The organism is Novosphingobium sp., assembly GCF_041905565.1.
Lineage (GTDB): Bacteria > Pseudomonadota > Alphaproteobacteria > Sphingomonadales > Sphingomonadaceae > Novosphingobium.
In genome coordinates, this window is the sequence record NZ_JAYRKX010000005.1 from 117,325 (window position 1) to 140,360 (window position 23,036).

Below are 23,036 nucleotides of genomic sequence, written 5' to 3' on the forward strand. Positions count from 1 at the left end.
CGGCACAGGGGGCCGGATCTGCTCCGGCCCCCTGCCCCTGTTGCCCGGTAAATCAGGCCGCCTGCGGCTTCTTGCGCTTGTCCACGCTGGTGTGGATGCCGTTGACCCGGTCCTGGAACTCCTTGGCCCGGCTGCGCGGGTTGTAGAACTGGCGGTACCAGATGCGTTCCTTGTGGAACGGCCCGTCATCAGGCACCTGCAGGATGGTCAGCGCCGCTTCCTTGAACTTCCACAGCTCGAAATCCTGGGCAAAGGCATCGAGCGCGACGTCCTGGTAGGACCGCGCCATCGACACGCCCGCGTCATTGGCGCGTTCGTTGGCGATCTTGACCATCAGCGCGTACCATACCCGCACTTCGCCATCTTCGACCGGCGTGTTGCAGATCATGATGACCGAGGGGTGCTGCCCTTCCATCTTCGACAGGAGGATGCCGGGACCAGTGTACCAGGTGTCGGTGGTCAGCACGTCTTCGGCAGTATCGCTCACCAAGGTGCGGTGGCCCGCGCCGAAGCGCTGCATGATCACGTGGTCGCGGAACTCGTTCTCGAAATAGACGATGTCCTTGCTGCCGTGCACCGGGATGAAGTGCGCGAGGTCGGCCATGTTATCGACGATTTCCTGCGGGTGAATCGGCAGGGTGCCCAGGTGGTCGAGCCGCCAGCGCACCCAGCCCTGTTCTTCCATGTCCCATTCGGCAAAGGCCGGCAGATCGAAGTCGGGCGCGCCGCCTTCCATGTCGTGCCACATCCAGATGCAGCCCGCCTTTTCGACCACCTTGTGCGATTTGACGCAGGCCGCCTTGGGCACGCCGTGAGTCGAATAGGGGATGTCGTCGCACTGCCCGTCGGCGTTGAAGCGCCAGCCGTGGCCGGGGCAACGGATCGAATCCCCTTCCATCTGCTCGCCGTCCTTGACGATGTAGCTGGTGGTGTTCTTCGCCAGGTTCACCCGCATGTGCGGGCAATAGGCATCGAGCAGCACGACCCGCCCGCTCTTGCCGCGGTACAGCACCATGTCCTTGCCGAAGAAGCGCACCGGCTCCGGCTTGTTGGTAACGTCCTGCGCCACCGCAATCATGAACCAGCCGCGCGGGAAGGTATGTTCCCCGAGACCATATTCGGCAGTCTTGGCCATCGATCCTCTCCTGTGTCCCGCGCTTAGATGAAGCTGTCGGTGTTGGGGCCGCCCAGCACGACGTTGCCGATGTTGCGGCCCACCGCGTTGGGGTTGTTGGCCACGTGGGTGCGGCCGGTGTGGATGTCGCAGAAGGTCCGGGCGATGACGTTGCCGCGGCTGATCCCGTCGGCCCCGCCGAGATGATACATCCGGGTGATCAGTTCGCCGCAGCGTCCGGCGATCTGCGCCGACTGGAAGCGGAAGCGCAGGCGGGTGTCGATATCGGCCTGCTGCCCAGCGCGGGCATATTCGTTGAGCACCGCGAAGTTGCGGTACAGCACGGCCTTCATCTCGTCGATCGCGGCCTGCACTTCGGCGATCAGCACCTGCACGTCGGGATCGCCGGCCGAACTCGCGCCGCTGTTGTTGCTCTTGCGCTTGGCCCCGTTCTCGATGAAGAAGTCGAGCGCACCCTGCAGCGCGCCGATTGACGAACTGGACACGGCGCGGACAAACACCTGGCCGAACGGCAGCTTGTAGAGCCAGCCCGGGTTCGACTTGGCGCCGGGGTTGGTTGCGGCAAACCCGTCCTTCGAACGGTGGGTACGGTGCGCGGGCACGAAGGCATCCTTCACTTCCACGTCATGGCTGCCGGTGCCGGCCAGGCCCACGGTGTTCCAGCAGTGATGGACGATGAAATCCTCACGCGGGACCAGGAAGGTCCAGAAATCGGGCACGCCGGTTTCAGCGTCAGGCACCAGCCCGCCCAGGAACGCCCACTCGCAATGATCGACCCCGCTGGAAAAGCCCCAGCGGCCCGAGATGCGGTAGCCGCCATCAACCACGGTGACCTGCGCCTTGGGCATGTAGGAGCTGGAGATCAGCGTACTCGGATCCTTGGCCCAGACATCGTCCTGCGCTTCGGGCGCGAACAGGGCGAGCTGCCAGTTGTGCACGGCGACCACGCCCAGCACCCAGGCGCTGCTCATGCAGCCTTCGGCGACCTTCATCTGCACGTCGTAGAAGGTCTCGACGTCCATTTCGTAGCCGCCGAAGCGCCGCGGCTGAAGGATCTTGAAGAACCCAGCTTCCTGGAATTCGGCAATGGTCGCGTCGGCCACCTTGTTGTCCGCTTCGCAGCTGGCGGCGCGTTCGCGCAGGCGCGGAAACATTTCGGCGGCGCGGGCAACCAGTTGCTCGCGGGTGGGTTCGGCAATCGTAGTCGCGATATTCATGCTTGGTCTCCCGGCTGGTTCAGGCGGCGTCGGCCAGGGCGGCCTGTTCGTCCGCTCCGAATCCGACGCTGAAATCGTGGCCCCACAGGCTGACCGAGGTGCTTTCGAACAGGGTGTGGCGGTCCCAATCCAGGGTGCGCCCGCCAAACCCGTATTCGAGCGCAAAACCGCCCGGGGTCGCCATGTAGAAGCTGGTCATGTGATCGTTGGTGTGCTTGCCAAGGGTCGCCATCAGGCGGGCGCCGTTGGCCTGCATCCGGTCATAGGCACGGCCAACCTCGTCGAGGCTCTCGACCTCGACCATCAGGTGGACGCAGCCCGACGGCACTTCGCCTTCGAACAGCGCCAGGCTGTGATGGCGGCCGTTGTCGCAGTGCATGAAATCGATCCGCATTTCCGGGCCGCCCGGCCCCATCGGGCGGTGGATCAGAATGTCGGACAGGCCAAGGCCCAGGACGTCGATCAGGAACTGGCGGGTTTCGGCAATCTTCGGCGCGGGCAGGACCATATGGCCATAGCCCAGGTCGCCCGTGACGAAGCCCGGCACCCCGCAGGGCGACCGGAACCGGTCAAAGCTGGTGACATAGCCCAGCGCCAGTTCGTGGCGGTTGCCCGACGGATCGAGGAACCAGACCATGTCGAACACGTGGCGAAAGGCGATCTCGTCCTTGCTGCCCTGGGTGAAGCTGACCCCCTTGGCGGCCAGTTCCTGCTTGGCGGCGGCGAATTCGGCATCGCCGGTGATTTCCCAGCCGCTGGCGCTGTAGCGGTCTGCCGCGCCGTGCTGGATGAACAGGCGTCCGGCGCGCTCGTCGATCCGCAGCGCCAGCCCGCCGGGCAGCTCGTGCGCCGAAAAACCAGCCACGTCCTCGGCAAAGTGCCGCCACGCGGAAAGATCGGTTGCGTCGATCACCGAATATGCCAAAGCCGCTACGCGCATCGCTTGCTCCCAGGGATCCGTTCCTCAGGATCACGAGACTGCGGTAGGGGTGGCCCGGAAACATTGATCAAGATCAACGGATTTGGAACATGCGTTGCCAAAACACCCTTGATACGCAGCAATTTGACATTGAAATTGCCTTTTTGCTGAAATTCGCGTATCCGAACGCCATCTTAAATACGCACAAGTGGGGAGAATCATGAGCCAGGGGAATCACCAGCCGGATCTGGCCAGCCGCATGAAGCTGGTCCTGCGCTACCTTCCCGCGCCCGTCGGGATCGTCACCAGTTATGATCCGGCCAGCGGCGCGCCGATTGGCCTGGCCATGTCGGCGATCATGCCGATGGCGCTGGAACCCTGTTCGATGGCGATCGCGGTCAACCGTTCGGGTTCGGCGCACGAAGGCATCCTGGCCACCGGGAAGTTCTGCATCAACCTGCTCGACAGTGAATTGCACGGCCACATGGGGCCGTTCGCCAGTGCCGAGCTGCGCGACCTGCGCTTTACCCAGCCCGAATGGAAGCAGATCGACAAGGTCTGGTATCTTGAGGGCGCCCCCGCCAACATCTTCTGCGATGTGCGCGAAAAGGTGTCCTACGGCACGCACGACCTGCTGATCGGCGAGGTTTACGAGCTGGTCGCCAGCGGCCGCGACGATATCCTGGGCTGGGCCAATGGCGCGCTGGGGCGGCTCGCCCCGCTGGGCTGACAGATCAGGCCAGAAGGAACGCTGGCGGACAGATTGCGGAACCCCGCAGCGCTAGCCCCTTGCCTCTCCCTGCCCGCTGGCCCGACTATGCGGGCGACCGAACAGCGGAGAGGCTGCCATGAATATTCCCTATCTCGCCCGCGGGGTGATGCCCGTCAGCACGGACAGCAGCGTGCTGGTGTCCTCGTCGAAGTATCTCAACAACCCGCGCCTGCGCGACTGGCTGGCGATGATCCTGCTGCGCCGCAACGGCAAGGACCTGCCGCCGCCGGCGGAAATGCATGAGTTCCTCTCGATCCTGAACGAGCTGCGCGATTTCGACCGGATCGAGGAGCAGATCACCGCCGAACGCAAGGTCAACCCGCAGCTCGACGCGTGGTTCAGCGAAGGCCACATCAGCCGCTACAAGATCGAGGATTTCGCCCAATACCAGCCCGGCTCGCTCGGCCAGATCTTCTATGACCAGATGACCGGCGGCAACTACGACATCCAGATCGTGCCGTGGAGCGAGCCCAAGACCCAGCTCGAATTCTTCAACCTGCGCAGCGGCCAGACCCACGATTTCGAACATATCCTGACCGGCGGGGGCTTCAACTTCATGGGCGAACTGGTGCCCTACTGGTACCGCCTGACCAACGTGCCGCGCTTCATCAAGGACCAGCAGCTGGTCACCGAACTCAACATCATCAACATCTTCGGCTCGCTGCGCTACCAGACCCGCACCGCGCTGCATTACCCGGAAGTCTGGCCGGTCTGCACCGATTGCATCCAGCGCGGCATCACCGTCGGCACGCAAAGCGATGCCTTGTTCCTTGCCCGAATCGAGGATGCGTTCCACCTTCCGCTGGAAGAAGCGCGCGCGTTCCTTGGGGTGCGCGGCGCGGTGGACGTGGATACCCATAACGCGGGGGCCTTCTGGGCCGAACGCGAGGAACTGGCGGAGGCCTGAGCGATGGCGGACTATGATATCCTGATCAAGGGCGGCACGGTGCTGGATGGCAGCGGCGGCGCAGCCTTTACCGGCGACGTGGCGCTGAAGGGCGACCGGATCGTCGCGGTGGGCCAGTGCCCCGGCACGGCCGCCAAGGTGATTGATGCCGCGGGCAAGCTCGTCACCCCCGGCTTCGTCGACATTCACACCCATTACGACGGCCAGTCGATCTGGTCCGAGGAAATGTCGCCCTCCTCCTCGCACGGGGTCACCACCGTGGTGATGGGCAATTGCGGCGTCGGCTTTGCCCCCTGCCGCAAGGAAGACCAGCAGACCCTGATCAAGGTGATGGAAGGGGTGGAGGACATCCCCGGCGTGGTCATGGCCGAAGGTCTGCCGTGGGACTGGGAAACCTTCCCCGAATACCTTGACGCGGTCGACAGCCGGGCACGCGACATCGACGTGGCCGCACTGCTGCCGCACAGCCCCTTGCGCGTCTATGCGATGGGCGCACGCGGCGCCAATCGCGAACCGGCGAACGACGAGGACCTGGCCAAGATGCGCAGCCTGGCGCGCGAGGCGCTGGAAGCCGGCGCAATCGGCTTTGCCACCAGCCGCCTGCAAATCCACAAGACCATGGACGGCGATTTCATCCCCAGCTTCGAGGCCGACAGCCGCGAGCTCGTCGAAATTGCCAGCGCGATGAAGGACGTGGGTTCGGGCGTGATGCAGATGGTGCCCAACATCTACAACGGCTGGGACGTGGAATTTGCCCACATCAAGGCGATCGTCGATGCCACCGGCCGCCCTGCCACCTTCACTTATGCCACTGCCAACAGCGGCCCGCCAACCTGGCTGGAGGCGCTGGAACTGGTCGAGGCCGAGAATGCCAAGGGCGCGAAGATCCGCCCGCAAATGATGCCGCGTCCGATCGGCATGGTCGCGGGGTTCGAACTTTCGACCCACCCGTTCTGCCTGTGCCCCAGCTACCTGCCGATTGCGCGGCTGCCACTGGCGCAGCAGCTCGAGCACTTGAAGAACCCGGACTTCCGCGCCCAGCTGATTGCCGAACAGCCCGAAGAGGGCCACCCGCTGGCCCAGCTGTCGCGCAACTGGAACTGGCTGTTCCCGCTGTCCGATCCGCCCAACTACGAACCGCCGCGCGAAACCAGCGTGGGCGCCCAGGCCCAGGCCCAGGGTCGCACCCCCGAGGAAGTGGCGATGGACCTGCTGATGAACGGCGGCGACGGGAAGGGCATGCTCTACAATGCGCTCGGCAACTTCCACGAAGGCAAGCTCGATGCGCTGCTGCCGCTGATGCAGCGTGACGACATTGTCCTGGGCCTGGGCGATGGCGGCGCGCATTACGCCGCGATCTGCGATGCCAGCTATCCTACCTTCCTGCTGACCTACTGGACCCGCGACCGGCAGGGCGAAAAGATCGACTGGCCCGCCGCGATCAGGGCGCTGACTTCGGTTCCGGCCGACACCATGTGCCTGAGCGACCGCGGCCTGCTGAAGCCCGGTTACAAGGCCGACGTCAACGTGATCGACCCCGAACGCCTCGCGCTGCACCGCCCAGAGGTGAAGTTCGACCTGCCGACCGGCGGGCGGCGGCTTGACCAGGCGGCCAGCGGCTATGTCTGGACAATCTGTTCGGGCGAGGTGATCCGCCACGACGACCAGTCCACCGGCGCGCGTCCGGGCCGGCTGGTGCGCGGCTCGCAAACCGCGCCGCTGGCGGCCTAGGCAAAGTCGAACAGACGCCGTCACCCCGGACTTGATCCGGGGTCCAGCTGCCTTGCGCTGCGTTGAGCAGAAAAGCTGGATCCCGGGTCAAGCCCGGGATGACGGGGAGGGAGTTGCACAATGACCATTACTCTGGAAACCCTGGCCGCACGGATTTCCGCGCTTGAGGACATCGAGGCGATCCGCCAGCTCAAGGCGCGCTACCTGCGCGGCTGCGACCTGAAGCAGCCCGAAGTGGTGCGCGACACCCTGCTGCCCGAGGCGGCGATCGCCTATGAAGGCTTTCCGCCGTTCGACAATCGCGATGCCTTTGTCGCGGTGTTTCAGGAAATGGGCTGCCAGCCGGGCGTGCATGACCTGCACCACGCCACCAATTCGGAATTGACCCTGACTGGCCCTGACGAGGCTGTGGGCAAGTGGTCGCTCAACTTCCGCTCGATCATCATGGCCACGCGCAGCGTGATCCAGATGGGGGTGGAATACGAGGACCGTTATCTGCGCCGGGACGGCCGCTGGTGGATCGCGGAAACGCGCTCGACCCGCACGGGATGTCTCATCGAACAGGTGGACGAAGCCGGCAAGGCAACGGTAGTGGCAATGGGCGATCCCCCCGCAGCCTATGGCGAGGGCTGATCGCGCCACCCTTTGACAGGGCCATTCCGGCACGGCAAGGCGGTGGTGAGCTGAATCAGGGAGCCTTGCCACGATGCTTGCCGAAATGATCCAGCGCCTGTTCGAACGGCAGCTTGACCTTGCCGTCCAGGCGCGCGCCCGCGAGGGTGAATGGCTTGCCGATCTCTGGGCCGAAGTGGCCGAAATGGGCCTGCCGCTGGCCCTGCTCAGCGAGGATGAGGGCGGCTTCGGCCTGTCCCCCGCCGAAACGGGCGAAGTGCTGCGCCAGCTGGGCCTGCACGCCGTGCCGCTGCCGCTGGCTGAAACCATGGGCGCCAACCGCCTGCTGGCCAAGGCCGGGCTGCCGCTGGCCGATGGCCCCGCGGGTCTGGCCCGCGCCGATGATCTGACGGTCGAACATGGCCGGATCAAGGGCATGGTTCACCGCGTCGCCTGGGGCGCAGACCTCGATTGCCTGGCCCTGGCTGTTGGTGACCAGCTGTACCGCGTGCCACGTTCGGGCTGGAGCGTGGCCGAGGCCGGCACCGCGCTCAACTTCCACCCGCGCCCCACTCTGCTGATCGACTGCGAGATTACGGACAGCGCCCCGCTGCCGAATTGCCCGCTGGCCGAAGGGGCCACACTGCGCGCCTTCCAGATCGCCGGCGCGCTCGAAGCCGCGCTCGACATGACACTCGACCACACGGCCACCCGCGTCCAGTTCGGCAAGCCGTTGCAGAAGAACCAGGTTGTCCAGCACGAGCTGGCCAAGCTGGCGGGCGAACTGGCCTGCGCCACCGCCGCCGCCGACCTGGCCGCCGAAGCGCTGGAACGCGGCGAAGTGCTGGGCGTGGCTGCGGGATCGCTGCGCGCCCGCGAAGCCGCGAGTGCCGGGGCGGCAATTGCCGGACAGATGCACGGCGCGATCGGTTTCACCCGCGAACACCGCCTGCACCTTTACACCACCTCGCTATACACCTGGCGCGATGAATTCGGCGGCCAGGTGATGTGGGCGAAACTGCTGGGCAAGGCCGCGATCGACGCTGGCTCTGCCGGATACTGGCCGATGGTGACTGAACTATGAGTGCGATTCCCTTCCCCGCCCCGCCTGCCGACAGCGCCGAAGTCGTCGCGCTGCGCGCCGAATTCCGCGCATTCCTGGCCGAGCAGCTGGCCACCCGTGGCCCGCGCCAGCGGTCCGAAAGCTGGTATGGCTATGACCGCGCCTTCAGCCGCGCGATGGGCCAGGCTGGCTATCTCGGCATGACCTGGCCCAAGCAGTACGGCGGGCACGAACGCAGCGCGTTCGAACGCGCCGTGGTGGTCGAGGAATGCCTTGCCGCCGGCGCCCCGGTGGGCGCGCACTGGATTGCCGACCGGCAGAGCGGTCCTTCGATCCTCAAGTTCGGGACCGAAGCGCAAAAGGCCCAGCTCCTGCCGCGTATCGCCGCGGGCGAATGCGGCTTCGGCATCGGGATGAGCGAACCGGATTCGGGCAGCGACCTTGCCGCCACCCGGACCAAGGCCGTGCGTGACGGCGATGTCTACCGCGTGACCGGGACCAAGGTCTGGACCAGCTTCGCTCACGAGGCTGACTATGCCATCCTGTTCTGCCGCACCCACGGCACCCCGGCGGATCGGCACAAGGGCACCAGCCAGCTGATCGTCGATCTCAAGAACACCCCGGGCCTGACGATCAAGCCGATCATCGACCAGGCCGGCCAGCACCACTTCAACGAAATGCATTTCGAAGATGCGGTGGTTCCGGCTGACATGCTGCTGGGCGAAGAAGGCCAGGGCTGGGACCAGGTGATGAGCGAGCTGGCGTTCGAACGCTCCGGCCCGGAACGCTTCCTCTCCTCGATCGAACTGCTGCTGCAACTGGTTGAAGTGCTGAAAGGCCGCGACAGCGATGCCGCGCAGATCACGGTCGGCCGCGTCACCGCACGGCTTGCCGTGCTGCGCCGCCTGTCGCGTTCGGTTGCGGGCATGTTGCAGAACGAACAGGACGCTGGCCTGCAGGCCGCAATCGTCAAGGACCTGGGCGCGCTGTTCGAACAGGGCCTGCCCGACATTGCCCGCGAACTGGTGGATTGCGAAGCCGATGCACGCGCGGCGGGGGCCTATTCCGCCGTGCTGGCCAACATCGTCCACAACGCACCCAGCTGGTCGCTGCGCGGCGGCACCCGCGAAATCCTGCGCGGGATCATCGCCCGGGGTCTGGGGACGCGCTGACCGGCGCGCCCCGACCGGCCCGCCGGCGCGCCACTGGCACGCCGACGCCGCCGCGAAGATGGAGGCTGGAGCGGCGCCAAGGACCAGTCCGGCGCCGGTTTAACCGCTGAGCGGGCTGGTTCAGCCCCGCCCGCGATAGCTGGCCACGCCCTGGTCGGGCACCCACAGCCCTTCGGGCGCGGGGCCGCTTTGCCAGAAAACGTCGATCGGGATGCCGCCGCGCGGATACCAGTAGCCGCCGATCCGCAACCAGCGCGGCTGCATTTCGGTAAACAGGCGCTGGCCGATGCCCACGGTCACGTCCTCGTGAAAGCCGGCGTGGTTGCGGAAGCTGCCAAGGAACAGCTTGAGGCTTTTCGATTCGACGATGGTTTCGCCGGGCGCATAGTCGATCACCAGATGGGCGAAATCGGGCTGGCCGGTGACCGGGCACAGGCTGGTGAATTCGGGCACGGCGAAGCGGGCCAGGTAAAGCGTTCTCGGGCGGGGATTGGGGACATAGTCCAGCACGGCCTCGTCCGGCGAAGCGGGAAGCGCGCTGGTCTGCCCCAGATGCAGGGGATTGAGTGTGTCTGCCATGCAACGCGCCATGCCCTGATCGCAGGCGCGATACAAGTCAGCGGTTGGAAGGCGCGGGTTCACTCCCTATTCAGGCCCCGGACCGGCATGGGTCGGGGATGGAACGGGACGATGCCGCTTAACGTTGATGCATATTTGAAGGCTTGGCGAGTGCCGGCATTGGCCGCCGCGCTGGGCGCGGTGCTGACCGCCGCGCCACTGGCCGCGCAGGCCAGCGGCGACTATCGCCTGCCGGGCACTGCGGCAACGCCCGGCAGCCGCGCCGCCGGGCCGGTCGATCCGACTGATCCGACCATCGGCCTGCCGCGCGCACGCCCCAGCGCCGCCCCCTCGCCCACACCCACCGCGCCAACGCCCAGCCCGAGTGCAACGGCCCGCCCCACCCCTGCGCCGAGCGCCGCCGCCTCGCCCCGGCCTGCTGCGCCGCGTCCGCTTGCGAGTAGCCCGGCCAGACCCGCCGCGACCCAGCCCGCGCCCACTGCCGTTCCTACCCCGGAGGCCCCGACCACCGCAGCGCCGCTTGCCCCGATTGCGGCAACTCCTTCACCCGGAGCATTGCCCGCGCCCCTGCCCGTTACAGAGGCCGCGCCGCCTGCGTCCGAGCCGCTGGACTGGCGTCCCTGGGCAGGCGGCGGCGCGATCCTGCTGGCGGTGCTGGGCGCACTGCTGTGGTGGCGCCGCCGCAAGCCAGCCGATCCCGTGGCGGATTTCGAACCGCCGGTGGTGGCAGCGCCCGCCGCACCTGACGCCCCCGCCCCGGCCCGGCCTGCCGCACCCACCGCTGCGCCGCCCGAACCGGCCGCCGCAGCGGCTCCCGCCGGCCTGGCCCTGACGCTGGAAGCGCGGCGGATGACCGCTTCGCTGATGGCCACCACGCTCAGTTATGCGATCCGCCTGACCAACACCGGCCCGGCCCCGCTTGCGGCCGTGGCGGTGGAAGGCGACCTGGTCTCGGCCCATGCCTCGCTGCCGGTCGAACGCCAGATCGCCAATGACAGTCACCGCCTGGAACTGCGCCATGCCCATGTTGCCCTGGCGCCGGGCGAAAGCATTGAATTCACGGGCGACATGCGTCTGCCGCTGACCGAGATCACCCCGATTCGCGCCGGCGCTGCGGCCTATTTCGTGCCGCTGGTCCGCCTGCGCGTCGAAGCGGAAGGCGGGGCCCCGTTGCCGCAGGTGCTGGTCCAGACCTTCGTGATCGGCGAACTGCCGGATCAGGACGGCGGAGCGCTGCGGCCGTTCCGGCTTGACCTCGGGCCGCGCACCTATTCGCGCATCGGCCAGCGCCCCGTCGCCTGACCGCAAATTCCCGTAAACTCCCCCTCGACGCGCTGCGCGGGCAGGTATACCCTGTTCGCAACTGCAGCGAAGAGGAGCGCTGCTATGCCGGCGAAGAGCCGCACCTGTCGCAGCTGAGGAGGAACACGAATCATGGATAGTCTGGTTTCGACCGAGTGGCTGGCCAACGAAATGGGCGCCAGCGACCTCAGGATCGTCGATTGCACCAAGCACCTGCCCGGCACCGGGCGCGATCCCAAGGCGGAATACGAAGCCGGCCACATCCCCGGCGCGGTGTTCATGGACCTGGACGACCTGACCGACGCCAATCACCCGGTCGAAAACATGCTGCCGCCGGCCGAAAAGTTCGCCAGCCGCATGCAAAGCCTGGGCCTGGGCGATGGCAGCCGCATCGTCCTGTACGATGACAGCGCGGTGAAGACCTCGGCCCGTGCATGGTTCATGCTCAAGATGTTCGGCGCGCACGACGTGGCGATCCTCGATGGCGGCATCGCCAAGTGGAAGGCCGAGGGCCGGGCCCTGACCCAGGGCAAGGAAAGCCTGCGCCATCGCCACTTCACCGCCTGGCAGGATGACAAGGGCGTTCGGACCAAGGCCCACGTGCTGGCCAACCTGCACAGCAAGGACGAACAGGTGGTCGACGCGCGCGGCGCGGCGCGCTGGTCCGGCGCCGAGGAAGACCCCCGCCCCGGCATCGCCAGCGGGCACATCCCCGGCTCGTTCAACGTGCCCTTCACCCAGCTTTACAACGCCGATGGCACCTTCAAGGACAAGGCCGGACTCAAGGCGGCCTTCGAACAGGCTGGCGTGGACCTGGCCAAGCCGGTCATCACCAGCTGCGGCAGCGGCGTAACCGCCTGCGTGCTGCTGTTCGGCATGCACCTGCTCGGCAAGCAGGACATGGCGCTGTACGATGGCAGCTGGACCGAATGGGGCGCCGATCCCGACACCCCCAAGGCGGTCAAGGCCTGAGCGCAAGCACGTGGCAGGCAGCGCTGACGACGAGGGGTTCAACCCGGCCACGCGGCTGGTGCTGGCTGGCCGCCATGCGGACTGGACCGGCATTCCCGGCGCGCCCGGCGCGGTGGTCAATCCCGCCGTGTGGCGCGCCAGTACGCACCTCTATCCCGATGTCGCCGCGCTGCATGCGGGCAAACCGAACGAGGACGGCCACTTCTACTACGGCCGGCGCGGCGCGCCGACCCAGTGGGCGCTGGCCGATGCCCTGACCGCGCTGGAAGCGGGCGCGGCGGGCACGGTGCTGTATCCTTCGGGCGTGGCGGCGCTGGCCGGCGCGCTGTTGACCGTGCTGCGCCCTGGCGACGTGCTGCTGATGACCGACAATGCCTATGAGCCGACCCGCAACCTCGGGCGCGGGCTGCTCAAGGACTTCGGCGTCGAAACACGCTGGTTCGATCCGCTTGACCCGGCAGCGTTCGAGGCCGCGATCTGCGACAAGACCCGCGCCGTGCTGCTGGAAAGCCCCGGCAGCCTGACGATGGAAGTGCAGGACGTACCCGCCCTCTCCGCCATCGCGCACCGGCATGGCATGGTGGTCGTGCTCGACAACACCTGGGCCTCGCCGCTGGGGTTCCGCGCGCTGGAACGCGGCGCCGACATCGCGGTGATGAGCCTGACCAAGCACGTTGGCGGCCATTCCGACCTGATGATGGGCAGCGCCAGCGCCGGGCCGGACCTGTACCGCAAGCTGCGGCTGCGCAGCCAGCAACTGGGCCAGGTCGTCTCGCCCGACGATGCTTCGCTGGCCCTGCGCGGACTGCGCACCATGGCCCTGCGGCTCGCGCAGGAAACCTCAAGCGCGCTTGAGCTTGCCAAGTGGCTGGAATCCCGGCCCGAAGTGGCGCAGGTGCTATGCCCGATGCTGCCCGGATCGCCGGGACACGAGCTGTGGGCGCGCGATTTTTCCGGCGGCTGCGGGCTGTTCAGCTTTGTCTTTGCCGGTGGCAGCGCGGCGCAGTGCGATGCATTTGTCGATGCCTTGCAGCTGTTTGGCATCGGTTATTCATGGGGCGGCTTCGAAAGCCTGGTTACCCCGCTGGAGCCGGCCGCGATCCGCAGTGCCACCAGTTGGCCGAAGGACCGCTTTGGCGTGCGCCTGTCGATCGGGCTGGAAGACGTAGCCGATCTCCGCGCTGACATCGAACAGGCCTTCGCCGCCTGGCGGGCGGGATAGCTGGACTAATCCCCCCCCAAGCCATTCTGGCTGGCGCCTCGGGGCGGTGATGCCCATTGCGGCAGGATGAGCATTACTTCCCCCACGACCGGAAAGGTCTGGCTGGTCGGCGCCGGTCCCGGCGATCCCGACCTGCTGACGCTGCGCGCCGCGCGGCTGGTGATGCAGGCGCGGCTGATCGTGCATGACGGGCTGGTCGATCCCGCGATCCTCGCCCTCGCCCGGGCCGATGCGCGGCTGATCTCGGTCGCCAAGCGCCGCTCGCGCCACACCATGCCGCAAGACGAGATCAACGCGCTGCTGGTGCGCGAAGCGCTGGCCGGGGGCGCCGTGGTGCGGCTCAAGGGCGGCGATCCGTTCATCTTCGGCCGCGGCGGCGAAGAAGCCGAAGCCTGCCGCGCCGCTGGCGTGCCAGTGGAAGTGGTCCCCGGGATCAGCGCCGCGATCGGCGGGGCGGCTGCCGCGCTGATGCCGCTGACCCATCGCCGCGCCGCTTCGGTGGTCAGCTTCGTTGCGGGCCAGTGCAAGGGCCTGTCCGAACAGAACTGGGCGGGCCTGGCCGGGCAAGGCCGCACCCTGGTGATCTACATGGGCCTCGCCACGGCGGAAGCGATCACTGAAAAGCTGATCGCCGATGGCCTGTCGCCCGAAATGCCGGTGGCCGTGATCGAGAACGCCACCCGCCCGGCCATGCGCGTGCTGCGCGCGCCGCTGGCGGGGCTGGCCGATCTCGTCACCCGCCACAAGGTCAAGAGCCCGGCGGTGATCGTGATCGGCGAAGTCACCGCAGACACCCAGACCGAACAACTGCGCGCGCTGGCGCTGGAGGCAACCAAGTGAAGATATTGACCGGCAATGACCTGAAAAGCGGGGCCGTGACCTGGTGGACCGGGGTCGAATGGTCGCTGCACGTCGAGGACGCGGTGGACGTGGGCGACAATGCCGACACCGTGCTGGCCCGCGAACAGGCCGCCCGCCGCGTGACCGGCGCCTATGCGATCGACGCCGCCCGCGACGCAGCCGGCATTCGTCCCGCGCACATCAAGGAGCGCATCCGCGCCCTTGGCCCGACCGTTCGTCCCGACCTGACTTTGAAGCCGGCCGATCCCGAAGCCGGCAACTGGGTGATCTGATGTACAAGTATGACCAATACGACCAGGCGATGGTCGATGCCCGCGTCGAGGAATTCCGCGACCAGGTCCGCCGCCGGCTCGAAGGCCACCTGAGCGAGGAAGCGTTCCGCCCGCTGCGGCTGATGAACGGCCTCTACCTGCAGCTCCACGCCTACATGCTGCGCGTCGCCATTCCCTATGGCACGCTGAACGGCGCGCAGATGCGGATGCTGGGCCACATCGCCGACAAGTACGATCGCGGCTATGGCCACTTCACCACCCGCCAGAACATCCAGTACAACTGGATCAAGCTGGAAGAAGCGCCTGATATCCTTGCCGATCTGGCCAGCGTGGAAATGCACGCGATCCAGACCAGCGGCAACTGCATCCGCAATACCACATCGGACCAGTACGCCGGCGCCGCAGCGGACGAGCTGGTCGATCCGCGCCCCTATGCCGAGTTGATCCGGCAGTGGAGCACTTTCCATCCCGAATTCAGCTACCTGCCGCGCAAGTTCAAGATGGCGGTGATCGCCAGCGATACCGACCGCGCGGCGATGCGGCTGCACGACATCGGCATCCAGATCGTCCGAAACGGTGCGGGCGAGCTGGGTGCGGCGTTCTACGTCGGCGGCGGCATGGGCCGCACCCCGATGATCGCGCCCTGCATCAACAGCTTCGTGCCGCTGGATCAGTTCATCACTTATGCCGAGGCCTGCCTGCGCGTTTACAACCGCCACGGCCGCCGCGACAACAAGTACAAGGCGCGGATCAAGATCCTCGTCCACGAGCTGGGCAAGGACGAATACACCCGCCAGGTCGAAGCCGAATTCGCCCACCTTCTGACCCAGAATATCGAGCCGCCGCTGGCCGAACTGGAACGGATCAAGGCGCAGTTCGTCGATCCGCCGTTCGAAGCGGGCCTGACGGACGAAATCGACCGCAGCGATCCTGATTTCGCGCTGTGGTTGGACAACAACACCGTGGCGCACAAGGCCCCCGGCTATGCCGTCGCGGTGATCAGCCTCAAGCCGGTCGGCGCGATCCCGGGCGATGCCAGCGGCGATCAGATCCGCGTCATGGCCGACCTTGCCGAACGCTACAGCTTCGATGAACTGCGCGTCACCCACGCCCAGAACATCGTCCTGCCGCATGTGAAGAAGGCGGACCTTTACGCGCTGTGGCAAGTGCTTGATGCCAATGGCCTTGCCACCGCGAACCTTGACCAGATCGGCGACATCATCGCTTGCCCGGGCCTGGACTACTGCACGCTGGCCAATGCCCGCTCGATCCCGATCGCGCAGAAGATCAGCGAACGCATGGCGGCCAAGGAGCAGGAAATCGGCGAGCTCAAGCTCAAGATTTCGGGCTGCATCAACGCCTGCGGGCACCACCACGCGGGCCACATCGGCATCCTCGGGGTCGATCGCAAGGGCGTCGAAAACTACCAGTTGCTGCTCGGCGGCAGCGAGGGGGCGGATTGCTCGCTCGGCCAGATCACCGGCCCCGGCTTCGACGAAAGCGGCATTGTCGATGCGGTCGAACGCGTGACGGAGCGCTACCTTGGCGAGCGCCAGCAGGGCGAACGCTTCCTCGACACTTACCGCCGCATCGGCATGGCCCCGTTCAAGGAGGCGATCTATGGTTGACGTCCAGTACCGCTTCCGCAGCGACGAACCCGTGGCCGATCCCGCGGTCACGGTCGATTCTTTTGGCGAGCAGACCAACGCCGCCGCCGTCAGGATCGAACCGGGCGACGATGCGCGTGACCTGCTGCCGTTCCTTGACCGGCTGCAACTGGTCGAAGTGAACTTCCCCGTGTTCGGTGATGGGCGCGGCTATTCAGCCGCCCGGATCCTGCGTGAAGCGGGCTACCAGGGCGAACTGCGCGCCGTGGGCGAAGTTCTGGTCGATCAGATCGCCTACATGCGCCGCTGCGGCTTCGATGCCTTTGCGCCGGACGTTCCGCTGGAACCGGCCGATGCCGAAGCGGCGTGGAACCGCTACGGCGATGTCTATCAGCCCACTGTCGATGGCCGCGCGGCCATCTGGGCCAAGCGACATGGCTGAAGCCGCGCGCCGGATCGACCGGATCGACACCGCTCCGCGCTTTACCGCCGCGGATGCCGAAGCGCTCAATGCGCGCTTCGCCGGGGTCGGCACCCAGGCGATGCTGGCGCAAGTGCTGCGTGACGGGCTGGCCGGGCGGATCGCCGCCGTGTCCAGCTTCGGCGCGGAAAGCGCGGTGCTGCTGCACCTGATCGCGAGCATCGATCCGGGCGTGCCGGTGCTGTTCCTCGATACCGGCAAGCATTTCCCCGAAACGCTGGCCTACCGCGATGAACTGGTGGCGCGGCTGGGGCTGACCAACCTGGTCAACCTGACGCCCGATCCCGCACTGCTGGCGAAGAGCGACGATACCGGCCTGCGCTGGTCCTACGATCCCGATGGTTGCTGCGAAATCCGCAAGGTCGAGCCGCTGGCCCGCGCCCTGGCCGGTTTCGATGCCAGCTTCACCGGCCGCAAGGGCTTCCAGAGTGCGACCCGCGCCGCCCTGCCCCGCTTCGAACTCGACCTGACCGACACGCAGGGCCGGGTCAAGGTCAACCCGCTGGTGGACTGGAGCGCCGACCAGATCGAAGCCTATTTCGCCGCCACCGGGCTGCCCGCGCACCCGCTGGTCGCACAGGGCTATCCCTCGATCGGCTGCTCGCCCTGCACCACCCGCGTCGCCCCGGGCGAAGACCCGCGCTCGGGCCGCTGGAAGGGCTGGGACAAGACCGAATGCGGCATCCACGTGGACGGCGCGGCGAGCGAGTTGCCCCCCGGCTACGATCCCGCGTTCTGAGGCCAGTCGAGCAGATCCTCGACGAACAGGCTGACCAGAGCCGCCTGGCTGGCCACCCCCGCCTTGGCATAGACCTGGCTGAGCTGGGCCCGCACCGTGCCTGATGCCGCCCCGCGCAGCCGCGCAATCTCGCCCGCATCGCAGCCTTTCAGCGCAAACAGGGCCACTTCGCTTTCCGCTGCGGTCAGCCCCCAATCGCGGAACCGTTCGCTGACATGTTCGCCCAGCGCGCCGCGCGCGATGCTGAGCGCCTGCTCGCGCCGCCGCGCTTCGGCCAGCAGCACCCGGATGTGCCAGGCCCCCAGCACCACGCCCGCGACCAGGGCAAAGGCAATCAGTCCCTCGATGGCGATGTGGGTCGTGACGCCCTGATCAAGCGCATCCTCGAGCGCATCGGCCACGAAGAACACCGCCGCGATGGCCTGGACCACCACGGTTGCCGCGACCAGCCGGGCCTGGCGGTCGCGGCGCAACATCAAGTCTTTCAGGCGCTTGGCCATCACAGTTCCCGTTCAGCGGCGGGGCGTGCCCCCCGGAACCATCGCCCGCACGATCTGCGGACCGCTGCGGCGGGTTTCGAACACCACCCCCGCCAGATGCAGCGCTATCAGGACATAGAGCAGGTTGACGGCAATTTCATGCACTTCGCCAAGGGCGCCTTCTTCTTCCTCCTTGCCATGCTCGCGCCCGTCTTCGTCGCCATCGTCCTCTTCCCGGACGCGGATCTGTTTCCCGCCGCGCTCGCCTTGCTCGACTTGCACGGCGCTGGGATCGGTCGGCGGCGGGCCGGACATGGCGATGCCGGTGCCGCAAACCACCAGCAGGGTCGCCCAGATCGCATAGACCATCAGCGCGCCAAGCGGATTGTGCGAACGGTGCTGCGTCACTTCGCCGCGCCCGATTTCGCCGATGTGGTCCAGCGCCCGCGCCGGGTTGGGCGGAAAGGCGCTGAAGCGCGCCTCGTCCGGGCCGATCAGCCCCCACAGCAGCCGCAGCGCCAGCAGCGCGGCCAGGCCGTAGCCCACCCAGATGTGCCAGCCAGAGCCTTCTTCGGTGAAGATCGCATTGCCGATCACCGCGGCAACCACGCCCCAGTGGGTCAGCTTGACGATCGGGTCCCAGCGGCGCGGGGCGGAATGGGAACTATCCATGGGTTGAGCCTCCTCTTGAGCAGGAGGCAGGGCTGCACCGGGCCGGGCCACCGCGAAAGCGACAGGCGCTTATCCCCGCGCGCATAAGCAGCTGCTTAGAGCCAGCCGTTGTCCTTGTACCACTGGGCCGTGGCCTTCAGCCCCTCGCGGGTGGCGATGCGCGGTTCCCACAGGTCGGCGGGGGGCCGCGCGCCGTGGCTCACCACCCAGTCGGGGTGGGTCATGTAGCCGACCCGGTCGAGCGTCAGCTTGGCCTTGTGGCGGCGCAGCGCCATGTCGCCGCGCGCGGCGCGTTCCAGCGACTTGCGGCTGAGGTGGATCACCCACGGCCGCCGCCCCATCGCCCAGCCGATCGCGCGGCCGACCTCGTAATGGCTCCAGCCGTCCGGGTGGCCATCGTCGGGTTCGAACACCTGCTGCGTGATCCCCTCGCCGCCGGGAACCAGGGCGAGCAGCAGCCGCGCCAGGTCATCGACGTGGAGCAGCGAGCTGCGCCCCTCGCGCGGGGGCATCGGCATCAGGCCCCAGCGCGCCGCCTTGAACATGTCGAGCGTGTCGCGGTCGCCCGGGCCATAGATCCACGGCGGGCGCACCACCGTCCAGTCGAGCGGGCTGGCCATGACCAGCCGTTCCGCCCGCGCCTTGCTGGCGCCATAGGTCGACAGGTCCGGCTCGCGCGCGGACAGCGATGAAACGCAGATGAACCGCGGCACACCGGCAGCAAGGGCCGCCTCAACCACGTTGAGCGTGCCGACCACGTTGCCACGCTCGAACTCCGCCGGATCGGGGCTGTTGACCACCCCGGCAACGTGGATCACGGCTTCGGCCCCGCGCACCAGCCGCTTCAGCGCCGGCTTGTCATCCAGATCGCCGCGCACCCAGTCGAGCCCCAGCCGCAGCGGCTGATGCCGCCGGGTCAGCGCGCGCAGCTCGTGTCCTTCCGCAAGGGCGCGATCGAGCAGGACCTGGCCAACGAACCCGGTTGCCCCGGTAATCGCAATCGTCACAGCAGGACCATCTGGTCGCGGTGGACCACGGCGGAGCGCGGAGCATAGCCGAGCAGCGCGGCCTGGTCGGCGCTTTGCGTGCCTTGCAGCCGCGCGCATTCATCGGCGTCGTATTCGCTGAGGCCGTGGGCGAGGACCTTGCCTTCCCCGTCGCGGATCGCCACGGCATCGCCGCGCTGGAACTGGCCTTCGACGGCTGTGATCCCGGCGGCCAGCAGGCTCGATCCCCGGCTGAGTGCATTGGCGGCCCCGACATCGACCACCAGCGCGCCCTTCAGCCGCAGTCGCCCGCCTAGCCAGGCCTTGCGCGCGCCGGCCTTCCGCCGTGGCAGGAACAGCGTGCCAATGCCTTCGTCGGTCGCCCGCGCGATCGGCGCATCGTGCAAGCCGCTGGCGATGGCCAGGGCAATCCCGGCCAGCTCGGCAATCTCGGCCGCCTGGAGCTTGCTGGTCATCCCGCCCGAGCCCATGCCCGAAGATGAGCCGCCGGTTGCCATCGCGTGAATTTCCGGCGTCACCCCGCGCACTTCGGGCAGCAGCCTGGCCCCCGGTTCGGCCGGGTTGCGATCGAACAGCCCATCAACGTCCGACAGGAGCAGCACCGCATCGGCCCGCGCCGCCTGGGCGACGCGCGCGGCCAGCCGATCGTTGTCGCCAAAGCGGATTTCCTGGGTCGCGACCGAATCGTTCTCGTTGATCACCGGCACGGCCCCGGCATCGAGCAGCCGGGTCAGCGTCGCCGTGGCGTTGAGGTAGCGGCGGCGATCTTCGAGGTCTTCCAGCGTCAACAGCAATTGCGCGGCAGTCAGCCCGTGCGCGCCAAGCAGTTCGGCCCACAGCCCCGAGAGCGCGATCTGCCCGACGGCGGCGGCGGCCTGCGCATCAGCCAGGCTGCCGCGCCCGCCCTTGTCCAGCCCGAGCCGCGCCGCACCCAGCGCAATCGCGCCCGAGGAGACCACGATGACCTGCTGCCCCCGCGCGCGAGCCGCGGCGATTTCGGCGACCAGCGCTTCGATCCACTGGCGGCGGACGCCCTGCTTGCCAACCAGGAGCGACGAGCCGACCTTGACCACCAGGCGCGGGCAAGTGGCGACATCGGCCAGGTCGGACAGGCGGGCGATCTTCATGGCCGCGGAATTAGGCCAAACGCGCCGTATTGCAAGCGCTAGAGCCCCTAAAGCGGCGACCAGGGCGTGTCGTCGTCGTCCTCGCGCTCGCCAGCGGGGCGTTCGGTCACGGTCGCGGCGGGCAGGTATTCGAGCACGGCATCGAGCAGCGCGTCGAGCCCCTTGCCGGTCGCGCCGGAAATCGGGAAGACCTTGGCCACCCCGGCGGCGCGCAGTTCCTTGCTGAAGGCGCGGACCAGCTCGGTATCGATCAGGTCGATCTTGTTGAGCGCGACCAGGCGCGGCTTGTCATCCAGCCCGTCGCCATAGGCCGCCAGTTCCTCCTCGACCACTTCCAGCGCCTCGACCGGATCGACCCCGTTGGCGTCGATCAGGTGGATCAGCACGCGGCAGCGCTCGATATGGCCCAGGAATCGGTCACCCACTCCGGCGCCTTCGGCGGCGCCGGCGATCAGTCCGGGAATGTCGGCCAGCACGAATTCGCGGTTCCTGTGGCGCACCACCCCCAGCTGCGGGCGCAGCGTTGTGAAGGCATAGTCACCGACCTTGGCCTTGGTATTGGTGATCTGGTTGATGAACGTGCTCTTGCCCGCGTTGGGCAGGCCGACCAGACCAACGTCGGCCAGCAGCTTCAGACGCAGCCAGACCCACATTTCCTCGAACGGCAGGCCAGGCTGGTGCTGGCGCGGGGCGCGGTTGGTGCTGGTTTTGTAACTGGCATTGCCCCGGCCGCCCAGGCCGCCATGCAGCAGGGTGATGCGCTGCCCGGCCTCGGTCAGGTCGGCCAGCACGGTTTCGCGGTCATCGTCAAGGATCTGCGTGCCGACCGGCACCTTGATCACGATGTCCTGCCCGGCCGCGCCGTTGCGGTTCTTGCCCATGCCCTGCACGCCGCGCTGGGCCTTGAAATGCTGGGTATAGCGAAAGTCGATCAGGGTGTTGAGCCCGGCAACCGCTTCGAACACCACGTCGCCGCCGCGCCCGCCGTTGCCGCCATCCGGCCCGCCGTATTCGACATACTTCTCGCGCCGGAACGACACTGCGCCCGGGCCGCCTGCGCCCGAACGGATATAGATCTTGGCCTGGTCGAGAAAATGCATGGGAGGGGTTCTAACGCGCTTTTGAGCGACTGTCGCGTGCAGGCTGCGAAAAGCTCAGCCTGAGCGGGAGTGGATGGAAGCCAGTGTGCTGAGAATTGCCTCAGCTTGAGCCGAGAATGGTTGGTTTCGAGAACCGGCGCGCAGCGACCGTCAGGGTCGTGAGCACCGGAAGCGCAGAAAACGACCGTTCGCAGGCCAAGATGTGGCAATTCTCAGAACACTGGTGGAGCCGAGGGGGATCGAACCCCTGACCTCGTCATTGCGAACGACGCGCTCTCCCATCTGAGCTACGGCCCCGTTCCAGTGCAGTCCGCAAGGAGCATGACCTCGCGGGAGGGGACCCCTTAGCGAAAGGTCCGCACGAGTGAAAGAGCAAAATTGCCCTTTCACTCATTGTCCGGTCATTGCGTGGTCAATGCCCCGTACTTGGCTGTCCATTCCGCCAGATCGGTGCGATACTGGGCGTAGCGGCGGAAGAAATCGTCATAGACGATCTCGATGCTGGGCAGGCTGCGGGCCGAGAAGGCATCCAGTTCGCCTACCTTGATCAGCTTCTCGTCGCGGCTCATCGCCAGGGCGGCCTTGCAGAATTCACCCATGGTCGGCGGCAGGGCGAAGTGGTTGTACACGTTGGTCATGTACTTTTCGCGGTGGGCGATGAAGCCGGCGCCGTGGCGCGCCTTCCATTCGGCGTCGATCTTGCGGTTCGCGGCGGTCAGCGCCTTGGCATGGCGCTTGAGATAAAGGCGGTAGTTGGCGGTGATTTCATCGCGCGCCGGCACCGGGCAGCTGAGCGCCGCGACGTTGTAGGCCGAGCGCAGGTTCCACGTCACCTGGGCCGGGCTGATCCCGCGGTTGACGCTCTGAAACAGGCCGTCGGCGCCGATCGCCGGAACCGGCATATCGCGCGACGCCTGGTTCGGCGGATAGGGCTTGGGCGGGATCACCAGGGCCGGCTTGGGCGGCGGCGGCGGGGGCGGCGGCGGGGGCGGCGCGCTCTTGGGGCCGCAGGCGGCCACAAGCCCAACGGCCAGCGTCACGCTGGCCCCGATCACAATCCGGCGAATCCGTGCGCCCATGTTCGAAAC

At 67.2% G+C, this 23,036-nt stretch carries 24 protein-coding genes and 1 tRNA gene; 14 read left to right on the top strand and 11 right to left on the bottom strand.

Annotated elements, in window-relative coordinates; genetic code table 11:
• Positions 1-52: 52 nt before the first annotated feature.
• Genes ACE3N9_RS05920 through ACE3N9_RS05930 form a run of 3 tightly spaced genes read right to left on the bottom strand, consistent with a single transcriptional unit; the run spans position 53 to position 3,265 of the window.
• Positions 53-1,135 (bottom strand): Rieske 2Fe-2S domain-containing protein, encoded by a 1,083-nt coding sequence (locus ACE3N9_RS05920; protein WP_374281823.1) that lies wholly within the window; start codon positions 1,133-1,135, stop codon positions 53-55.
• 23 nt (positions 1,136-1,158) lie between these two features.
• Positions 1,159-2,352 carry an acyl-CoA dehydrogenase family protein gene (locus tag ACE3N9_RS05925; protein ID WP_374281825.1) on the bottom strand — a complete coding sequence of 398 codons (1,194 nt, stop codon included), beginning with the start codon at positions 2,350-2,352 and terminating at the stop codon, positions 1,159-1,161.
• Between the two features lie 19 nt (positions 2,353-2,371).
• The gene (locus tag ACE3N9_RS05930; protein WP_374281827.1) at positions 2,372-3,265 is read right to left on the bottom strand and encodes a VOC family protein; all 894 of its coding nucleotides are present in this window, start codon (positions 3,263-3,265) and stop codon (positions 2,372-2,374) included.
• Positions 3,266-3,491: 226 nt separating this feature from the next.
• Between ACE3N9_RS05930 and ACE3N9_RS05935 the strand changes: the two genes are divergently transcribed.
• The 6 genes from ACE3N9_RS05935 to ACE3N9_RS05960 all read left to right on the top strand — a co-directional run bounded on the left by ACE3N9_RS05935 (position 3,492) and on the right by ACE3N9_RS05960 (position 9,528).
• On the top strand, positions 3,492-4,001 hold the full coding sequence (locus ACE3N9_RS05935; RefSeq protein ID WP_374281829.1) for a flavin reductase family protein: 510 nt from the start codon (positions 3,492-3,494) through the stop codon (positions 3,999-4,001).
• Between the two features lie 118 nt (positions 4,002-4,119).
• On the top strand, positions 4,120-4,950 hold the full coding sequence (locus ACE3N9_RS05940) for a hypothetical protein (protein ID WP_374281831.1): 831 nt from the start codon (positions 4,120-4,122) through the stop codon (positions 4,948-4,950).
• A 3-nt stretch (positions 4,951-4,953) separates the two neighbouring features.
• Positions 4,954-6,681: an amidohydrolase family protein gene (locus ACE3N9_RS05945; protein ID WP_374281833.1), complete on the top strand. Its 1,728-nt coding sequence runs from the start codon at positions 4,954-4,956 to the stop codon at positions 6,679-6,681.
• A 120-nt stretch (positions 6,682-6,801) separates the two neighbouring features.
• Positions 6,802-7,314, top strand: coding sequence for a nuclear transport factor 2 family protein (locus tag ACE3N9_RS05950; protein WP_374281835.1), 513 nt, complete (start codon positions 6,802-6,804; stop codon positions 7,312-7,314).
• 73 nt (positions 7,315-7,387) lie between these two features.
• Entirely contained in the window at positions 7,388-8,377 is a 990-nt protein-coding gene (locus ACE3N9_RS05955; RefSeq protein ID WP_374281837.1) for an acyl-CoA dehydrogenase family protein, read from the top strand.
• Positions 8,374-9,528: an acyl-CoA dehydrogenase family protein gene (locus tag ACE3N9_RS05960; RefSeq protein ID WP_374281839.1), complete on the top strand. Its 1,155-nt coding sequence runs from the start codon at positions 8,374-8,376 to the stop codon at positions 9,526-9,528. Before ACE3N9_RS05955 ends, ACE3N9_RS05960 begins: the two co-directional genes overlap by 4 nt.
• 120 nt (positions 9,529-9,648) lie before the next feature.
• Here ACE3N9_RS05960 and queF read toward each other — a convergent pair whose 3' ends face one another.
• Positions 9,649-10,107 (bottom strand): preQ(1) synthase, encoded by a 459-nt coding sequence (queF, locus tag ACE3N9_RS05965; protein WP_374281841.1) that lies wholly within the window; start codon positions 10,105-10,107, stop codon positions 9,649-9,651.
• 150 nt (positions 10,108-10,257) lie between these two features.
• Here queF and ACE3N9_RS05970 point away from each other — a divergent pair, with 150 nt between their 5' ends.
• From ACE3N9_RS05970 to ACE3N9_RS06005, 8 genes are all read left to right on the top strand, one after another.
• Positions 10,258-11,409: a hypothetical protein gene (locus ACE3N9_RS05970; RefSeq protein ID WP_374281843.1), complete on the top strand. Its 1,152-nt coding sequence runs from the start codon at positions 10,258-10,260 to the stop codon at positions 11,407-11,409.
• Positions 11,410-11,541: 132 nt separating this feature from the next.
• Positions 11,542-12,381, top strand: a complete 840-nt coding sequence (sseA, locus tag ACE3N9_RS05975; RefSeq protein ID WP_374281845.1) for a 3-mercaptopyruvate sulfurtransferase — start codon at positions 11,542-11,544, stop codon at positions 12,379-12,381.
• 10 nt (positions 12,382-12,391) lie between these two features.
• Positions 12,392-13,603, top strand: a complete 1,212-nt coding sequence (metC, locus tag ACE3N9_RS05980; protein ID WP_374281847.1) for a cystathionine beta-lyase — start codon at positions 12,392-12,394, stop codon at positions 13,601-13,603.
• 66 nt (positions 13,604-13,669) lie between these two features.
• A complete protein-coding gene (cobA, locus tag ACE3N9_RS05985; protein ID WP_374281849.1) occupies positions 13,670-14,443 on the top strand; it encodes a uroporphyrinogen-III C-methyltransferase in 774 nt (257 codons plus the stop codon).
• Positions 14,440-14,736 (top strand): DUF2849 domain-containing protein, encoded by a 297-nt coding sequence (locus ACE3N9_RS05990; RefSeq protein ID WP_374281851.1) that lies wholly within the window; start codon positions 14,440-14,442, stop codon positions 14,734-14,736. Before cobA ends, ACE3N9_RS05990 begins: the two co-directional genes overlap by 4 nt.
• Positions 14,736-16,364: a nitrite/sulfite reductase gene (locus tag ACE3N9_RS05995; protein ID WP_374281853.1), complete on the top strand. Its 1,629-nt coding sequence runs from the start codon at positions 14,736-14,738 to the stop codon at positions 16,362-16,364. The genes ACE3N9_RS05990 and ACE3N9_RS05995 overlap by 1 nt, the downstream gene beginning before the upstream one ends.
• Positions 16,357-16,785, top strand: coding sequence for a DUF934 domain-containing protein (locus ACE3N9_RS06000; protein ID WP_374281855.1), 429 nt, complete (start codon positions 16,357-16,359; stop codon positions 16,783-16,785). Before ACE3N9_RS05995 ends, ACE3N9_RS06000 begins: the two co-directional genes overlap by 8 nt.
• Positions 16,778-17,563 carry a phosphoadenylyl-sulfate reductase gene (locus ACE3N9_RS06005; RefSeq protein WP_374281857.1) on the top strand — a complete coding sequence of 262 codons (786 nt, stop codon included), beginning with the start codon at positions 16,778-16,780 and terminating at the stop codon, positions 17,561-17,563. Before ACE3N9_RS06000 ends, ACE3N9_RS06005 begins: the two co-directional genes overlap by 8 nt.
• Here ACE3N9_RS06005 and ACE3N9_RS06010 read toward each other — a convergent pair.
• The 7 genes from ACE3N9_RS06010 to ACE3N9_RS06040 form a co-directional block, all read right to left on the bottom strand.
• Positions 17,545-18,039: a helix-turn-helix transcriptional regulator gene (locus tag ACE3N9_RS06010; protein ID WP_374281859.1), complete on the bottom strand. Its 495-nt coding sequence runs from the start codon at positions 18,037-18,039 to the stop codon at positions 17,545-17,547. The two genes, ACE3N9_RS06005 and ACE3N9_RS06010, sit on opposite strands and share 19 nt — an antisense overlap.
• A 36-nt stretch (positions 18,040-18,075) precedes the next feature.
• The gene (locus ACE3N9_RS06015; RefSeq protein ID WP_374281861.1) at positions 18,076-18,714 is read right to left on the bottom strand and encodes a cytochrome b/b6 domain-containing protein; all 639 of its coding nucleotides are present in this window, start codon (positions 18,712-18,714) and stop codon (positions 18,076-18,078) included.
• 95 nt (positions 18,715-18,809) lie between these two features.
• Positions 18,810-19,721 carry an NAD-dependent epimerase/dehydratase family protein gene (locus ACE3N9_RS06020; RefSeq protein ID WP_374281863.1) on the bottom strand — a complete coding sequence of 304 codons (912 nt, stop codon included), beginning with the start codon at positions 19,719-19,721 and terminating at the stop codon, positions 18,810-18,812.
• Entirely contained in the window at positions 19,718-20,848 is a 1,131-nt protein-coding gene (gene proB / locus ACE3N9_RS06025; RefSeq protein ID WP_374281865.1) for a glutamate 5-kinase, read from the bottom strand. Before proB ends, ACE3N9_RS06020 begins: the two co-directional genes overlap by 4 nt.
• Positions 20,849-20,895: 47 nt before the next feature.
• Positions 20,896-21,948 carry a GTPase ObgE gene (gene obgE, locus ACE3N9_RS06030; RefSeq protein WP_374281867.1) on the bottom strand — a complete coding sequence of 351 codons (1,053 nt, stop codon included), beginning with the start codon at positions 21,946-21,948 and terminating at the stop codon, positions 20,896-20,898.
• Positions 21,949-22,169: 221 nt separating this feature from the next.
• Positions 22,170-22,245: transfer RNA gene (locus tag ACE3N9_RS06035), tRNA-Ala, on the bottom strand.
• A gap of 104 nt (positions 22,246-22,349) precedes the next feature.
• Positions 22,350-23,027 carry a hypothetical protein gene (locus tag ACE3N9_RS06040; RefSeq protein WP_374281869.1) on the bottom strand — a complete coding sequence of 226 codons (678 nt, stop codon included), beginning with the start codon at positions 23,025-23,027 and terminating at the stop codon, positions 22,350-22,352.
• Positions 23,028-23,036 lie beyond the last annotated feature (9 nt).